This is a genomic window from Labrys monachus, assembly GCF_030814655.1.
Taxonomy (GTDB): Bacteria; Pseudomonadota; Alphaproteobacteria; order Rhizobiales; family Labraceae; genus Labrys; species Labrys monacha.
On sequence record NZ_JAUSVK010000001.1, the window covers coordinates 5,647,219 to 5,663,152 of the forward strand.

Genomic DNA, 15,934 nt, shown 5'->3' on the forward strand with positions numbered 1-15,934 from the left:
ATGCGCCTTCACCCCCTTGCCTCGGCACTCCTTCTTTCCGGAGGATTGATGCTGGCCGCCGCCCCGGCCTTCGCCGCGGACCAGCCCGCCAAGCCCGCCGGCCTGTGGCTCGCCACCGACTTTCCCAGCCTGACCGAGCATATCGGCGACGCGACCTCCCTCCCCGTCACCCTCTCCAATGTCGGCAAGCCGCTGACCACCGTCTCCTTCTCCGTCGACGGCCTGCCGAAGGGCTGGAGCTGGCAGCTCACCGGCGACGGCAAGCCCGTCACCGCCGCCATGGTCTCGCCCGACGAGAACCAGCGCCTCAGCCTCAAGCTGACGATGCCGAAGGACGTGAAGCCGGGCGACTACGCCTTCACGGTGAAGGGCAAGACCGCCGACGGCCAGGCGCTCGATCTGCCGATCGCGCTGACGCTGGCGGCGCAGGCCCCGGCCAAGACCGCACTGCAGCCGGAGCTGCCGGCCTTGCGCGGCACCGCCAATTCGAGCTTCGACTTCAACGTCACCCTCAAGAACGACAGCCCGGACGACGCCACCTACAATCTCGTCGCCGCCGCTCCGCCCGGCTTCGTCGCTACCTTCAAGGAGCAGTACGGCACCCAGGAGCTGACGAGCATCCCCGTCAAGGCCGGCGCTTCCAAGACGCTCAAGGTCTCCGTCGCCCCGCCCAAGACCATCGCGGCCGGGCAGTATGCGGTGGAGATCGCCGCGACGAGCGCCCGGACGAAGAGCGAGACCCGACTCGGGCTCGACATCACCGGCCAGCCGCGGATCAGCCTGTCCGGCCCCGACGGGCGGCTCTCCGGCCAGGCCGAGGCCGGCAAGGACCAGGACTTCACCTTCACCCTCGGCAATTCCGGCACCGCGCCGGCCAAGAATGTCTCGCTGTCGGCCAGCGCGCCCTCGGGCTGGAAGACGGAATTCGAGCCGAAAAGCTTCGACGCCATCGCGCCCAACGGCCAGCAGCAGGTCGTCGTGCACATGACGCCCTCCGACAAGGCGATCGCCGGCGACTACATGGTCAATGTCAGCGCCTCCGGCGACGGCGCCTCCGACAATGCCGATTTCCGCGTGACCGTGACGACCTCGACGATGTGGGGTGCGGCCGGCATCGGCATCATCGGCGCGGCGGTGGTCGTGCTCGGCTTCGCCGTCACCCGGTATGGCCGGCGATGAGCGGCCCCGTCATCGAGGCGAAAGGCCTCACCAAGCGCTACGGCCAGGCGATCGCGGTCGATGCGCTCGATCTCACCGTCGAACGGGGCGAGATCTTCGGCCTGCTCGGCCCCAACGGTGCCGGCAAGACGACGACGATCCTGCTGCTGCTCGGCCTCACCGAGCCGACGGCCGGGCAAGTGCGCGTCCTCGGCCTCGATCCGCTGCGCCAGCCGCTGCAGGTGAAGAAGCGGGTCGGCTACCTGCCTGACGCCGTCGGCTTCTATGACGGCATGACCGCGCGCGAGAACCTCGCCTATACGGCGCGGCTCGGCGGCGTCCCGATAGAGGAGGCGCGCAGCCGCATCGCGCAGGCGCTCGCCCGCGTCCGCCTGCAGGACGTGGCGGACCGGCGCGTCGCCACCTTTTCGCGCGGCATGCGCCAGCGCCTTGGCATCGCCGACCTGCTGGTCAAGGCCTGCGAGGTCGCCATCCTGGACGAGCCGACCTCGGGCCTCGACCCGCAATCGACGCAGGAGCTGCTCGACCTCATCGCCCGGCTGGCGCGCGAGGGCATGACCATCGTGCTCTCCTCGCATCTGCTCGGCATGGTGCAGACGCTGTGCACCCGGGTGGCGCTGTTCCATCGCGGCAAGGTCGGCCTCATCGGCAAGGTCGGCGATCTCGCCAGCCGCGTGCTCGGCGGCTCCTACGTCGTCGAGATCGAGGCCTCCGGCTGCGACGTCGCGGCGGCGGTGCAGGGCCTCGCCGGGATCACGCGCGTCGCGCCGGTCGGATCCGGCCTGGTGCGCATCGATGCCGACCGCGACGTGCGCGGCGACGCCGCGCGGCGGATCGTCGAAGCGGGCGGCGCGCTGACGCGGCTCTCGATGGACCGTTCCAGCCTCGATGAGGTCTATGTCCGCTATTTCGAGCAGGTGTCCCATGCGGCGTGAAGGTTCCCCGTTTACCGGCGCTTCGACCGTCGCCCTCAAGGAGGCGGCCGACCACATGACCAGTGCGCGGCTTCACCTGGTCGTCCTCCTCGTCATCCTCACCGCCGCCGGCTCGATCTACGGCGCCATCGGCCAGATCAAGGCCAATGTCGGCGAGGATCCGTTCCTGTTCCTGCGCCTGCTGACGACGGCGCGCGCTCCGCTGCCCTCCTTCGTCGCCTTCCTCGGCTTCCTCCTGCCGCTGGTGGCGATCGCCCTCGGCTTCGACGCGGTGAACGGCGAATACAGCCGGCGCACCATGAGCCGCATCCTGTCGCAGCCGATCTACCGGGACGCGCTGCTCGCCGGCAAGTTCCTGGGCGGGCTGATCGTGATCGGCATCTGCCTCGTCACGCTCTGGCTGCTCGTCACCGGCATGGGCATCCTGACGCTCGGCCTGCCGCCCTCGGGCGAGGAGATCCTGCGCGGCATCGCCTTCCTGGTCGCCTCGCTCGCCTATGCCGGCGTGTGGCTGGCGGTGGCGGTGCTGTTCTCGACCTTGTTCCGTTCGCCGGCGACTTCAGCGCTGGCGGCGCTGACGCTCTGGCTCGTGCTCACCCTGTTCTGGGGCATGATCGGACCGCTGGCCGCCAGCATCCTCGCGCCGGTCAATCCCTTCGACCCCGCGACGATGGTGCACCAGCTCGAAGTCAGCCAGGCGATCGGCCGGATCTCGCCCAACACGCTCTATGGCGAGGCGATGCAGGCACTGCTCGACCCGGCGACGCGCTCGCTCGGCCTCGTCTTCATGAGCCAGCTCGAAGGCGCGGTAATGGGGGCGCCTCTCCCCTTCGGCCAGAGCGCGCTGCTGATCTGGCCCCAGCTTTCCGGCCTGATCGCCGCCATGGTGCTGGTCTACACCATCGCCTATGTCGCGTTCCAACGCCAGGAGGTCAGGGCCTGAGCCCTCGCCGGGGCGGTTGGGGACCGATCACCGATCGCCCCCTCCCCTCCGACAGAGCGGGCCGTATGCTCCCGGGAGAAGCGCCACCTCCCGGGAGCGCGGACGTCCCGTCCGTCCGCCTCTCGGAAACGCCGAGCGCCGAGTGAAACGGAGCGCCGGCCGCTCCTCCACCCCCGGCGCCGGCGAGCGAAGGAGCGTGTCCTCACCGAATCCGCAGCCTTTTCGCCAGACAGCAGCCGCACGGTCAGCTTTGCCACAGGAACTTGCCGCTGCCTCCCGCGCAGTCGCATTCGAAGAGATACCCACAGCCGCCGCCGAAGTTCATTCCGCTCCCGTCGTCGGGGCCTTCTTCAAGCTGAACGACGAAGCGCATCGGCTCGCCGCAATGATCGCAGCTCGGCGTCTCATCGCCCTGCAGCCAGTCCGCCTCGCCGCCGATGAACCCGAGAACCTCCTGCTCGCGGCCGGGATGGCGCTCTTCCCAGAGCGTGCGGGCCTGCCCGTAATCGGCGGCCTGGACCTGCTCGATGCGGGCGCCATAGGGCTTGCCCCGCACGACCTCGCCCTCGGACGGCGCCTCCACGATCCCGAGGCCGTCGATGCCGGTGCCTATCACGGCATTGCATCCGCCATCCGCTTCCCAATCCGAACACATGCCGGGATCGTTCGCGCACATGAAGATGAGGTGGAGCCGCCGCGCTCCGGCAAGCCGGACCTGACCGAGGAACTGCATGTTGCCGCCGCATTCCCGGCATGCGGGCCAGGCGACGTCGCTGTCGGCCGACGGCAGGCCGCCGAACCTCGTATCCGCGGATGGTGCCTCGGTCACGTTGCGATCGAGAACAAGAAGGTCGATATCGGACATGGATGGCTTTCCAATCAATCTTTCCGGGCCGCAGACGGCTTCTGAAAGCATCGCGCGAAAACCGGCGGCGCCCCGTTTCCATTCTATTCCTGCGATTCGATCGACAGGCGGCAAACTGTAGCAAGTGAAAGAAACGCAGGATACCGTACGGAACAAAAAGCGTACGAAACATTGACTCCTCCGCTTGCGACATGCAGGCTGAGACGATGACGACATTGGGCGCCCGGAGCTTTGCTTCGGGCGTTTTGCGTTTTCGGACGCCGTCGTCGTCTTCGCGCGGGCATGGCCCGCGCGCCCACAGGTCCGGCGTCGCCCCCTGTCCCGATCCCGATCCGCACTGACCGTCCGGCCCGCTCCCGAACCCACCCAGCCCGCCCTCACCGGCGGGCTTTTGTTTGGAGCAAGCCTTGCCCCGTTTTCCCGATTACGTGGCGCAGGAGGGCCTTGCCGTGCCCGCCGCGCCGCAGATCCAGGCCTATGACGACGCCGCCAAGGCGCTGCAGCAGCTCGGCCAGACCGTCGGCGACGTCGCCGCCCGCTGGCTGGCGCGCCAGAAGCAACAGGCCGATTTCGACGACCAGGTCGCCTTCCAGCGCCACAGCCTCACCCAGGACCAGGCCCTGCAGCAGGCCCGCGCCGGCATGGCGCCTGAGGCCACCGGCTTCCACGACGCCGTCATGGCCGGCCGCACCCAGGCGGACGACGATTTCCTCAAGACCGTCTCCCCCGCCAATCGCGACATTTATGCCGGCCTGCTCGCGCAGGACCGCGACCGCGCCTCCCTCGCCGCCGCCCGCATGGAGCTGGAGGGGCGCGGCGCCTATGAGCAGGCCGCCTTCGGCCGGTCGGTCTCGGATATGGCCGACCAGGTGCGCGCCAGTCCGGGGCTCCTGCCCTCGGCCCTCGGCGTGCTGAAGGCGCAGCAGGCCAACCAGTCGAGCGTGCCGGCGGCGGCGCGCGCAGCGCAATGGACGGCGACGCAGCAGGCCCTGCAGACCGCCCCCTGGCAGGGCCGCCATGGCGACGATCCCTCCGGCCGAGGCCTCGCCGAACTCGGGATGACGCTCTCGCCCGAGGACCGGGCCGTCCTGCCGCTCATGATGGACGAAGGGCCGGTCGATCCCAGCGTCGACACCCTCACCCCGGCGCAGCGCCAGCAACTCGCGCTCGACTGGCAGACGAACCAGGCCCAGAAGCAGGCCGCCGCCCGGGCCGATGTCGCCGGGCTGCAGCAGCGCCTCGCCGACGCCCCGCTCACCGGCAGGCTCGACGGGCCGCCGCCCGACCGGCAGACCTTCATCACCGCCTATGGCCCCGAGGAGGGCGCCCGGCGCTTCGACGAGGCCGATGCCTTCGTCAGCAAGGACGCGCCGGCGATCACCGCCCTGCTGCATCAGCCCGATGCCGCCCAGGACGCCGCGCTCGCCCATTACGCGACCGCCACCGACCCTGACGGCCAGCGCTTCCTCGCCAACGCCGCCGCCGCCGTCGCCCGCTACCGGGCCGAACGCGCCGCCGACCCCGTCGGCACCCTCGGCAAGCTCTATCCCGCCCTCGCCCAAAGCTGGCAGGCCCTCGAAGGCGCCGATCCCGCCACGCTGCGCCGGACCCTGCCCGGCCTCGTCGACCGGACCGCCGCCCTGATGGATGCCGCCGGCGTGCCGGCAGGCGAGCGGCGCTATCTGCCCCGGGCCATGGCCTCCGCCATCGTCGGGGCCTTCGCCGATACGAGCAGGCCGATGGCCGAGCGCATCGGCCCGCTGCGCGACACCATCGCGGCGATCCGCGATCCCGCCCGGCAAGACGCCCTGTTCCGGCAACTCGTCGACAGCGGCATTCCCCGCCTGCTCGAACCGAGCCGTCGCCGCCTATGCCCGCGGCGACAACCCCGTCGCCGGCCGCCTGTTCGCCGCCGTCCTGCCGGATCCGGCACAAGGCGAGGGTGCGGGCGCCGCCGCACCGGCGAGCCCCGTGGCGCTCGACAATGCCGCCATGCCCCCGGCGCCGCCCCGCCCCGGCGCCGGCACGGACATCGATCTCTCCGCATCGGCGGCGAGCGAGATCGCCCGCACCGGCGGCATAGCGGGCGTGGACCCCTCACCGATCGCGCAGGCGCTCTTCCCGCGCCTGGTACAGAACAACCTCAAGACCAATGGCGGCGACATCCCCGCCGCCAAAGCCCTCGCCGCCGCCGACCTGCGCAAACCCGTCAGCGACACCCCCGTCCGCTATGCCTATCTGCTGCGCACCGGCAAAAGCGGACCGGGCCAATCCGGCATCCTCGTTCCGAAGCCCCAGGCACCCCTAGCGCCCAGCGCGCCGCCCCCTTCATCAGGCGAAACGCCCACCGGCGAGACCCCTGCGAGCCCGCAGTCCACCGGCCGTGTCGGCTATGTCGGCATGCCGGAAGAGCCGCTGACGGCGATGCCCCTCTCGGAATTCCTCAGCCGTTACGTCAAGCGAGGTGGCCTCGCAAATGCAGCGGACCTTGTCGCGGCCGGGCTCTTCTCGGCTCTAACGCTGCCCTCCGACATGTCTGAACCCTATCAAGGCACCCTGATCCCAAAGAGCTACTCCCTCTTGCCCTTCGGCGGCACCGACGTCCCGCCGGCTGTCTCCAGCTACATCTGGAAGGAGGCAACGAAAGCATCAACCGCTGGCGTCGATCTCAACATCGTCACTCGCTTTCGGGCGGAAAACTTCAGCGATTTCAACAGCGATATCAATGCCGCACGTGCACTCTTGCCCGATCAGCCCGGACCGGAGGACTACAAGCGGTATTATTTGGCCGGTGGCTACGACTTCCTCTTCGCGCCGCCGCAGCGGCCCGGCGGAAAGGTAACGGTCGTTGCCCTTCGAACCACGGCAGGTTGGTTGTCGCCCGCAGGCCCCTGGTGGGGCGATCCGGATGCGTGGCAACGCTCGCAGCAACCGGGCGCCACCGCAACGACATCCTCCGCAGCGCCGACCGCCACAGCCGATGATCCACCGGCGCGGCAGCCCATACAGGTCCAGCCCAGCCACGGGGTCGATGACGCATACGACCCCGCAGACTACCAAGCCGCACGCAATGCGGGCCTCAGCCATGAAGCGGCAACCGTCCAGGCAAAGAACAATTATCGAAACAGTAATTCGAAAGAGACCACAGAATCCGACAGGAACAAAAATGACACATATATTAATGAAACTGCAAACCCGCCCCCTCCCTGGACTAAGGCGTTATTCGACGCGAAGACTCAGGCGGAAACGGATTATGCCCTCAAGGCGCGAACCTATCAAATGGCCAATCCAGGCAAGACGCTTCGCAAGCCCGATGTCTTTGCCGTCGGGAGGATCGACGACAGAACGGAGTACAGCGTAAATCAGAGATCTCGTCCCGATTACATCGATCCAAACCAGGACACGTTGATAGGAGGTCATGTTCGAGATCTACTGGCGGACACCGACCGAACCCAGAATGCAAATGAGAAACAATCAAATGCCCATGCCGAACTCGCTGTCCTGCAGAAATTCTACGATTCCGGTTTAACACAGGGTGGGACATTGAGAATGATTGTAACCGGCCAAGATTTGTGTCGATTCTGCCTGAGAGATTTACCAGTCGCTGCAAATAATTCAGGCTTGCAAGAATTAACAATATACCAAGAATTTAGTGGCAAGACCTTAATATGGAAAAAAGGAAGCGACAAATTCCTCACCATCGACGGAGTAACAAAATGACAGAATTATTCGATAAAATATGCTTTGCGTGGGGAATTGTCTATTCAGACGGACGCCATGACGGCAATCACACCTTCAAGCCACGCTGGGAACTCATCGAGGAGAAGTTGACGGACATTCGCAATCGAGAAGGGAGCATTGCACTCGATATCAACGAAACTAGCGCGAATGCCAAAGGCCTGAGTCTCTATGCCGAGAACGGTCATTACCATCTTATATTCGTGGATGAAAGGAGCGGTGTCCCGAGCTTCCGTCTCTCCTTCGACGCCAAGAGACCCAAAGGAATTTTCGAAATCAGAGGCGAGGACTACGACAACCGCACGGTCTTTACCGATTATGACTGGGTCTACGACATCTTCCGGCAGCTCTACGAGACGGGCACGATCGTTTCTCCCCGGATCACGGCTTGGGGAGTGCGGCACGAATAATCGACTTGAGCAGATGAGGATTGCCTGCCGCGGGCGAGCGACGGCCATGGTCTGGCGAATTCGAGCGTAGCGGATATCCTGTCGGCTCCCCGAAGGGCTATGGCGGAGGAGAGGCGAGTGGAATGTCCGCGCCCCCACCGATCACCGCCGCCACCGCCTCGTCCATCGTCGCCGCCGGCAGCTCCATGACCTGCGCCGTCACGGTCCAAACGATGGCGCCGCGGATCGGGCGGTCGGGATAGAGGCGGGCGAGGAGGTGGCGGTAGAGGGCGATCTGCGCCACATAGGCAGGCGGTACCTCGGCGAGCCCGGCCGGCGGGCGGCTGTTGGTCTTGAAATCGGCGATCCACACCGCCTCGGGCGTGACGGCGAGGCGGTCGATGCGGCCGGCGACGGCATAGTCGGGCTTGCCCGGCCGGGCGATGGCGCCGCCGAGATCGACCTCGGCGCGGCTGCCCGGACCGAACAGCGGCGCGAGATCCGGGAGGGCAAGCACGGCGAGCGCTTCCTGCGCCCAGGATTCGTGGTCCCCGGGCCATTCCGGCGCGGCCCGTGCCAGGAAATCGAGCGCCCGCTGCTGCCGCTCGGCGGGCGCCACCGCCGGCAGGCGCTGCAGCAAAGCGTGGATGAGCCCGCCGCGGCGCAGGACGCGCCGGTCGGCCGGCAGGCCGGTCCGCGGCGCCGGCCCCTCCTCGTCATCCCCCGCAGCGACGGCCTCCGACGGATTGAGCGTGACCCGGGCCGGCCCTTCGGCCGCGGCCGGCCGGCGCAGCCAGGGCGGCTCCGCGACGGCGCCTTCCGCGCCGGCCGCCGCGGGGCTTGCCATCACCACGCGCGGCGTCGGCTCCCACACGAGGCGCTCGCCGGTGCCGCCCGGCATCGGCTCGGTGCGGGCGCCGGCCTCGCGCAGGGCGGTCGCGACCATGTCGTACCAATTGCCCGGCCGCCTTGCCGTCGCGCCCTCGAAGCCGGCGACGATCAGCCTGTCCTCGGCTCGCGTCAGCGCCACATAGAGCAGGCGGCGATGCTCGGCCTCGCCTTCGGCCCGGATGCGCGCCCGCGCCTCGGCGACGCAGGGGGGATCCGCCGCCTTGTTCGGCGACCACACCGGCAGGCTGCTGCCCGCGGCGCGGCCGGGGCTCTGCACCCAGAACAGCTTGGGATCGTGCCGCCCGTCCGGCGCGCCGCAGGTGTCGGCGAGGATGACGATCTTGGCCTCCAGCCCCTTGGCGCCGTGCACCGTCATCACCCGCACCTCGCCCCGCGCCACATCCATGTCGCGCTTGATCTCGGCCCGGGCCTCGGCGAGCCAGGCGAGGAAGCCCTGCAGGCTCGCGGTGTTGGCGCGTTCATACTCGGCGGCGACGCGGAGGAATTCGTCGAGCGCATCCGCCGCCTCGTGGCCGAAGCGGGCGAGCAGGATGCGCCGGCCGCCGTCACGCGCCAGGATGTCGGCGAAGAAGGCGAAGGGCGTCTTGAAGGCCGCCTCGTTCAGCCACAGCGACAGGCGGCGATGGGCGGCGGCCCAGCGCGCATCCGCCCCGGCCGCCGCGGCCAGCGCCGCCCACAGCGTCCCCTTCCGGCCGGGCGCGAGGCGGATGAGGTCGTCGTCGTCGAGCCCGACCAGCGGCGTCTTCAGCAGGGTGGCGAGGGTGAGGTCGTCCGCCGGCAGCAGCGTGAAGCGCGCCAGCGCCATCAGGTCCATCACGGCGATATGGTCGGTGAGGACGATGCGGTCGGCGCCGGCCACCGGCACGCCGGCGAATTTGAGAGCGCGGATCACCGCCTCGAACAAAGCGTTGCGGCTGCGCACCAGCACCATGACGTCGCCGGGCTGCCAGCGCAGGCCGACGGCCGGATCGCCCTCGCGCACGAGCCGCGCCACCTCGGCGGCGATGCCGCGCGCCAGGCGGATCACCGGGCTCGTCGGCGGCGTGGTGTCGAAGGGGGCGTCCCAGGCCGGGATGTCGGCGGCCGGCTCGGGCTTTTCCACCGGCCAGACCTCGACGCGGCCGGGATCGGCGCTGCGCACCGTCTCGTGCAGGGTCGGCACGTCGTCGGAGGACAGGCCCCGTCGGTTGTCCGCGGGGGTGAAGACATGGTCGACGGCGGTGAGGATGTCGGGGGTCGAGCGGAAGGACTGCTTGAGCTCGATCGCCTCGAAGGCCTGCTCGGCCGCGGTGATGCGCGCCTGGAACAAGGCGCGCATGCGGGCGAACTCGGCCGGCGCCGCGCCCTGGAAGGAGAAGATCGACTGCTTCTCGTCGCCGACCGCGAAGATGGTGCGCCGGCCCGGCCGTGCCCCGGCGCCGGCGGTGAATTCGTGGGCGAGCTTCTCGACGATCCGCCACTGCGCCGGGCTGGTGTCCTGCGCCTCGTCGACGAGGATGTGGTCGATGCCGCGGTCGAGCTTGTAGAGCACCCATTCGGCGCCGGCGCGGGTCATCAGCTGCGAGGTCTTCTGCACGAGATCGTCGAAATCGAGGGCGGCGCGGCGGGCCTTGCCGGCTTCGTAGCGCCTCAGCAGCGCCTCGGCGATGACGAGGAGCGCCTCGCTCCGCTCGAGCGCGGCGGCGGCCTTGCGCCGTTCGAGCAAGGCGGCGATGCGGGTGAGCTCGTCGAGCAGCGCCTGGGCGAGCGCCGGATGGGCCTTGGCGAAGGCCTGGTTGAGGAAGCGGGCCGGCGAGCGCGCCTCGCCTTTCTCCGTGAGGAACAGGCCGCGATAAGCGAGGCGGCGCGCCTCGCCCTGCAGCGCCGACGCCCGCAGCAGGCCGTCGGCGAGGTCGTCGGTGCCCTTCTTGCCGGCCTCGCGCAGAGCGGCGGCGATCGAAGGCCATTCGCTCGCCGGCAGGCCGTCGCCGTCGATCGCCGCGTCGAGGGCGGCGGTGCCGTCCTCCGGCGCGAGGTCGAGCGCCCGCCGGATCTGCGCCAGCACGGTCTCGTGGCCGTCGGCCAGCACGGCGCGCAGGGCTTCGCGTGCGCCGGTGATCTCGGCGAGCAGCCCGTCGAAGGCGTCCTCCCCCGCCTCTTCCAGCAGCCGCGCCAGGGCGGCGCCGAGCGGGCCGTCGGGGGCGATGTCGGCCGCCGCGATCAGCCCGGCCCGCGCCGCATCCAGCAATTCGCGCGCCGCCCGGTCGTCCAGCACGGAGAATTGCGCGGGCACGTTGGCCTCGAACGGGAAGAGGTGCAGCACGCGCTCGCAGAAGGCGTGGATGGTGAGGATCTTGAGGCCGCCCGGCGTCTCGATCGCCGCGGCGAAGAGCTGGCGGGCCCGGCGCAGGCCGGCGATGTCGGGCCGCTCGCCGGTGATGCCGGCGATCGCCTCGGCCAGGGCCCGCTCGTCCATGACGGCCCATTGGCCGAGCAACGCGAAGATGCGGTTCTGCATGTTGGCGGCCGCTGCCTTGGTGAAGGTCAGGCAGAGGATCGCCGAGGGGTCGACGCCGTCGAGCAGCAGGCGGATGACGCGCCGCGTCAGCACCGTCGTCTTGCCGGAGCCGGCATTGGCCGAGACCCAGGCCGACAGGCGCGGATCGGAGGCGAGGCGCTGGCGGTGGATCGTCTCGGCGGAAGGCCGGCGCGGCGTCATTCCTCGCTCTCCGCGCCGAGAGACCATTCGCGCACCCGGGCGAGATGATCGTAATCGCCGTAGCGGCGGCCCTTGAACATCGGGTGCAGCAGCGAGGCGTAGGGGGTCTCCTCGTTCTCGAAGCGGTCGATCAGCGCCTTGACGCGGGCCAGCGTTTCCATCGCGACCTCGATCGGCTCCATGTCCTCGAAGGCGAGGGGGATCTCGCGGATGTCCTTGCGGCGGGCGCCGAGCTTCACGATGCTGGGCGCCGCGAGCGCGTCGGGCGCCGGGAAGCCCTGGAAGCCGGCTTCGACCAGCATCGCCATCTCCAGGGCGACCTGCGGGCTGAGGCCGCGCTGCACCTGCCGGGCGGTCGGCGCCTGGCCGGTCTTGAAATCGAGCAGCCGCACCACGCCGTCCGCCGCGACCTCGATGCGGTCGGCCCGGGCGGCGAGCGTGAAGGCGCGCCCGGCGATGGTCTCCCAGGCGATGGTGCCGCCGATCTCGCTCTCCACCCGGGCGAGGCGCGGCCGCCGCTCGGCCTCCCAGTCGGCGAGGAAGCCGGCGATGGCGGCAAAGCGCGGCCGCCAGAATGCCAGCACGTCGGGGAAATCGGCGAGGTCGGCGAAGAGGCTCTCGCCGATCGCCATCAATCGCGCCAGCGCGTCCGGCGGCACGCCGCCGGCGCAGATCCCGGCGAATTGCCGGAGCGCCTCGTGGATCAGCGTGCCTCGGTCGGCGGCGCCGGGCGGCATCGCGATGTCGTCGAGCGGCTCCAGGCGCAGGATGTGGCGGGCATGGATCGTATAGGGATCGCGCACGAGATGCTCGATCTGGGTCACCGACAGGCGGGTCGGGCGCAGCGCCAGCGGCGGACGCGGCGTCGGCGCCGCCGGGGCGGGAGACGGCGCCGCGCCGGCGTCGAGCTGGCGGGCGAGCGCGCAGAGCCGGCCCCCCCTCACCTGCATCGCCGCATAGGCGGGCCCGAGAAAGGCACCGAGCCGCTGCAGCCAGCGTGACGGCACCGTCGGCGAACCGCCGCGCTTCAGGGCACGGGTGATGACTACGTCGGCGCAGCCGAGCGCCTGCTCGAAATCATGGGAGGCGAGGCCGATGCGCTTTTCCGGCGCGGACAGGCCGATCGCCGCCCGCATCGGCCGGTTGAGCCAGGGATCGGCCTTGACGTCGGGCGGCCACACGCCCTCGTCGAGGCCGGCGAGCACCAGCCGGTCGACCGGCAGCAGCCGAGCCTCCAGCAGCCCGTATATGGCGATGCGCGGATGCCTCGGTTCGCCGCCGCGCACGGTGCGTCCGGCCAGCAGCGCCGCGAACAGGCCGGGGAACTCGGCGGCGGCCAGCGCCAGGGCATCGGGGGCGACGGTGCCGAGATCGGCGAAGAAGGCTTCGAGCGCCAGGCCCGCCTCCTGGGCGTAGAGGACGGCCTCCTCGTCCTCAGCCGGAGCAGCCGCGGCCTCCGCCGCGAGGCGATGGGCCGCGAAGAAGGCCGATGCCGGATAGGCTTCGCGCCTGCGCAGCAGCGCGGCGAAGGGCTCCAGCGCCCCTTGCAGCGCCTCGACCAGCGCTTCGGCGGCCGTCCAGTCCGCGTCGGAGAGGCCGCGCCGCGCCGCTGGGGCATGCGGCTCGCCGAGGCTCGCCCGGCCGCGGGCGAGCGCCTTGGCGACGCCGGCGAGCCCCGGCGCCGGCCGCGGGCCGCGCAGGGCGCCGATCTCCAGGGCCGCGGTGGCGCGCCGGATCGCCGCCCTCGGCCGGCCGAGCCGGGCGAAGGGATGTTTCAGCAGGGCCAGCAGCGGGATCGGCGCGAAATCGTTCAGCGCGGCATCGAGCACGAGGCGCGCGAACAGGCCGGGCGGCGCATCGGCCAGAGGCCGGCCGGCGCTGTCGTCGGCGAGGATGTCCCAGCGTCCGAGTTCGGTGACCACCCGCCGGGCGAGCAGGCGGTTGGGCGTGACGAGCGCCGCGGTCCGGCCGGGCACGGTCAGCGCTTCGCGCAAGGCGAGGGCCGCGACGAGGGCCTCCTCGCCCTCATGCGCCGCCTCGACCAGCGTGACGCCGGCGAAGGCCTCGGCCACCGCCCCGGGATCGCCGCCGCGCCGGCCCGCCCACAGATCGGTGGTCTCGGCCGGCCGCAGCGCCTGCGACACCAGAGCGGCGCGGCGCGCCAGCGCCGGCGGCGGCTCCTTCAGCAGGCCGACGCCGTCGCGGTCGACGCCGATCGCCGCCAGCAGGGCGGCGAGGCCGGCCTGCGGATGGCCCGGCGCGCCGGCTCCGGTGGCGATGGCGGTCCAGCCGGCGAGGTCGAGATCGAGATCGAGCCCGGGCAGCACGACGGCACCGCCCGGATGGGCCGCGACCGCCTTGATGAGGTCGCGCGTCGCCGGGATCGAGCCGGTCGAGCCGGCGACGATCACCGGTCCGGCCTGCGGATCGGCGGCGAGCCGCGCGGCCTCGGCCATCATGCGGGCATTGCGCAGCAGGACGGCGTCGCCTTTGCCGATCTCGGCCAGATGCGCCGGCCAATGGACGGTGGCGATCTCCAGGAAGCGCAGGGTCAGGTCCCAATATTTGTCGTAGAGCCCGGCATGGGTGGCGCTCAGCGTCGCCAGGGCGGCGGGCTCGACCCGGTCGATCTGCATGCCGTCGAGGAATTGGCCGAGCTCGGCGGCGAGCCCGGCCGCGTCGCCGGGCGAGGACGGGATCAGCAGCGGCTCCTCCGCTCCCGGCAGCGGCAGCAGGGCCTGCTTCAGCGCGGCGCTCCATTGCAGGATCAGGCGCGTCAGCGCGATCTGCCGGTCGAGCCCCGCCACCGGCTCGCCGAAGTCCGGCGCCTCGGCATCGAAGGCGGCCTCGTCGTCATCGACCTCGCCGAGGGCGAGCAGGCGCGGCAGCAACACGGCGCCGGTGCCGAGGCGGTCGAGGAAGATCATGCGCAGCGCCCGGATGGCGCGGCGGGTCGGCAGATAGAGGGTGGCGGCCGACAGTGCCAGCGGGTCGCGGCGCGGCGCATAGCCGGGCACGAGCCGGCCGTCCAGCAGCGCGTCGACCAGCGTCTCCAGAAAGGGCGTGCCGGGTGCAATGGTGAGGAGGTTGGGGCGATGCACCATCGGGCGACATTAAGCAGACCCGCGCGGCCCTGTCACGCAGGGAGCCGCGGGAGCGCGGACATCCAGCCCGTCCTTCCCGGGCGGGCCTCGCGTTTCCAAAAGCAGGCTGGAAGCCCATATGCGCTAACATAACGGAAATACCCGCCTTCTCCCGGTTCGGGAGAAGGTCCCGGCAGGGGGATGAGGGTCTAAACTTCAACGCAGATAGCTCAATAGTCGCGCTGGAATTGCACAAGTCCAGACCCTCATCCGGCGCTTCGCGCCACCCCCAGCATTTCCGCAGGAAATGCGAAGTCCCGCATGGGAGAAGGAAAATCGCGCTATTGTCGGCAAAGTTAGCGCATATGGGCGAGACGCCCGCGGTCCCGGGGCTACCGCCCCTTCCAGACCGGCGGGCGCTTCTCGACGAAGGCCTTGGCGCCTTCGCGCGAATCCTCGGAGAGCTGCATGGCGCGATGGGCCGGCACCTTGCCGGCGGCGACGTGCTCATAGGCCTCGCGCACGCTCATGCCGTCGGTGGCGGCGAGGATGGCCTTGATGGCGCGCACGGAGAGCGGCGCCGCGGCGGCGATCCGGCCGGCCAGCGCCCGGGCGGTCTCCATCAGCTCGGCCGAGGGCACCACCGCATTGGCGAGCCCCCAACCCAGCGCCTCCGCCGCGGTGAAGCGGCGGCCGGTGAGCAGCAGCTCGGTGGCGATGGCGGCGGGGATGCGGCGCGGCAGGCGCTGCACGCCGCCGGCGTCCGGAACGAGGCCGACCGTGGCTTCCGACAGGGCGAATTCGGCATGGTCGGCGACCACCATGAGGTCGGCGGCGAGCGCCAGCTCGCAGCCGCCGGCGATCGCCACGCCGTTGACGGCTACGATGACCGGCTTGGACAGGTCCCAGAACGCCGTCAGCCCGGCAAAGCCGCCCTCGCCGAAATCGGTATCGGGCTCCTCGGTGCCGGCGGCGACCGCCTTGAGGTCCCAGCCGGCCGAAAAGATCCGCTCGCCCGCCCCGGTGAGGATGGCGACGCGCAGGGCCGGATCGTCCTCCAGGGTGCGGAAGGCGGCATGCAGCGCCTTCGAGGTCGCGAGGTCGATGGCGTTGGCCTTCGGCCGGTCCAGCGTGATTTCGAGCACCGCCCCGCGGCGCTCCAGTTTGACGGCTTCGGTCATGTCGGTCATTC

The 15,934-nt window shown here is 70.3% G+C and carries 10 protein-coding genes; 5 read left to right on the forward strand and 5 right to left on the reverse strand.

What is annotated here, in order from left to right; all coding sequences use genetic code 11:
• The first annotated feature begins 48 nt into the window (after window positions 1-48).
• From J3R73_RS25840 to J3R73_RS25850, 3 genes are read left to right on the forward strand one after another with little or no spacing between them, the layout of a single operon-like run.
• Window positions 49-1,179, forward strand: coding sequence for a COG1470 family protein (locus tag J3R73_RS25840; protein ID WP_307434043.1), 1,131 nt, complete (start codon window positions 49-51; stop codon window positions 1,177-1,179).
• Complete coding sequence (locus tag J3R73_RS25845; protein ID WP_307434044.1) at window positions 1,176-2,114, forward strand: ABC transporter ATP-binding protein; 939 nt, start codon at window positions 1,176-1,178, stop codon at window positions 2,112-2,114. The genes J3R73_RS25840 and J3R73_RS25845 overlap by 4 nt, the downstream gene beginning before the upstream one ends.
• Window positions 2,104-3,057, forward strand: a complete 954-nt coding sequence (locus tag J3R73_RS25850; RefSeq protein WP_307434046.1) for an ABC transporter permease — start codon at window positions 2,104-2,106, stop codon at window positions 3,055-3,057. Before J3R73_RS25845 ends, J3R73_RS25850 begins: the two co-directional genes overlap by 11 nt.
• A 244-nt stretch (window positions 3,058-3,301) precedes the next feature.
• Here the strand turns inward: J3R73_RS25850 and J3R73_RS25855 are convergent, their stop codons facing one another.
• Both J3R73_RS25855 and J3R73_RS25860 read right to left on the reverse strand, forming a co-directional pair.
• Window positions 3,302-4,036: a hypothetical protein gene (locus J3R73_RS25855; protein ID WP_307434048.1), complete on the reverse strand. Its 735-nt coding sequence runs from the start codon at window positions 4,034-4,036 to the stop codon at window positions 3,302-3,304.
• A 263-nt stretch (window positions 4,037-4,299) separates the two neighbouring features.
• The gene (locus tag J3R73_RS25860; RefSeq protein ID WP_307434050.1) at window positions 4,300-5,724 is read right to left on the reverse strand and encodes a hypothetical protein; all 1,425 of its coding nucleotides are present in this window, start codon (window positions 5,722-5,724) and stop codon (window positions 4,300-4,302) included.
• Window positions 5,725-5,893: 169 nt separating this feature from the next.
• Between J3R73_RS25860 and J3R73_RS25865 the strand changes: the two genes are divergently transcribed.
• A complete protein-coding gene (locus J3R73_RS25865) occupies window positions 5,894-7,642 on the forward strand; it encodes a cytidine deaminase-like fold-containing protein (RefSeq protein WP_307434052.1) in 1,749 nt (582 codons plus the stop codon).
• Window positions 7,639-8,070, forward strand: coding sequence for a DUF6911 family protein (locus tag J3R73_RS25870; RefSeq protein ID WP_307434055.1), 432 nt, complete (start codon window positions 7,639-7,641; stop codon window positions 8,068-8,070). The genes J3R73_RS25865 and J3R73_RS25870 overlap by 4 nt, the downstream gene beginning before the upstream one ends.
• Before the next feature lie 97 nt (window positions 8,071-8,167).
• On the opposite strand, the gene addA is transcribed toward J3R73_RS25870, so the two are convergent.
• The 3 genes from addA to J3R73_RS25885 form a co-directional block, all read right to left on the reverse strand.
• Window positions 8,168-11,659, reverse strand: a complete 3,492-nt coding sequence (addA, locus tag J3R73_RS25875; protein WP_307434057.1) for a double-strand break repair helicase AddA — start codon at window positions 11,657-11,659, stop codon at window positions 8,168-8,170.
• Window positions 11,656-14,763, reverse strand: a complete 3,108-nt coding sequence (gene addB, locus J3R73_RS25880; protein WP_307434058.1) for a double-strand break repair protein AddB — start codon at window positions 14,761-14,763, stop codon at window positions 11,656-11,658. Before addB ends, addA begins: the two co-directional genes overlap by 4 nt.
• Before the next feature lie 371 nt (window positions 14,764-15,134).
• Window positions 15,135-15,923 (reverse strand): enoyl-CoA hydratase-related protein, encoded by a 789-nt coding sequence (locus J3R73_RS25885; RefSeq protein ID WP_307434059.1) that lies wholly within the window; start codon window positions 15,921-15,923, stop codon window positions 15,135-15,137.
• Between the last annotated feature and the right edge of the window lie 11 nt (window positions 15,924-15,934).

Excerpts from the sequence above, each read along its gene's own strand:
- addA (WP_307434057.1), bottom strand. The coding sequence starts at position 11,659 with ATGACGCCGCGCCGGCCTTCCGCCGAGACGATCCACCGCCAGCGCCTC.
- J3R73_RS25885 (WP_307434059.1), bottom strand. The coding sequence starts at position 15,923 with ATGACCGAAGCCGTCAAACTGGAGCGCCGCGGGGCGGTGCTCGAAATC.
- J3R73_RS25845 (WP_307434044.1), top strand. The coding sequence starts at position 1,176 with ATGAGCGGCCCCGTCATCGAGGCGAAAGGCCTCACCAAGCGCTACGGC.
- J3R73_RS25870 (WP_307434055.1), top strand. The coding sequence starts at position 7,639 with ATGACAGAATTATTCGATAAAATATGCTTTGCGTGGGGAATTGTCTAT.
- J3R73_RS25850 (WP_307434046.1), top strand. The coding sequence starts at position 2,104 with ATGCGGCGTGAAGGTTCCCCGTTTACCGGCGCTTCGACCGTCGCCCTC.
- J3R73_RS25840 (WP_307434043.1), top strand. The coding sequence starts at position 49 with ATGCTGGCCGCCGCCCCGGCCTTCGCCGCGGACCAGCCCGCCAAGCCC.
- addB (WP_307434058.1), bottom strand. The coding sequence starts at position 14,763 with ATGGTGCATCGCCCCAACCTCCTCACCATTGCACCCGGCACGCCCTTT.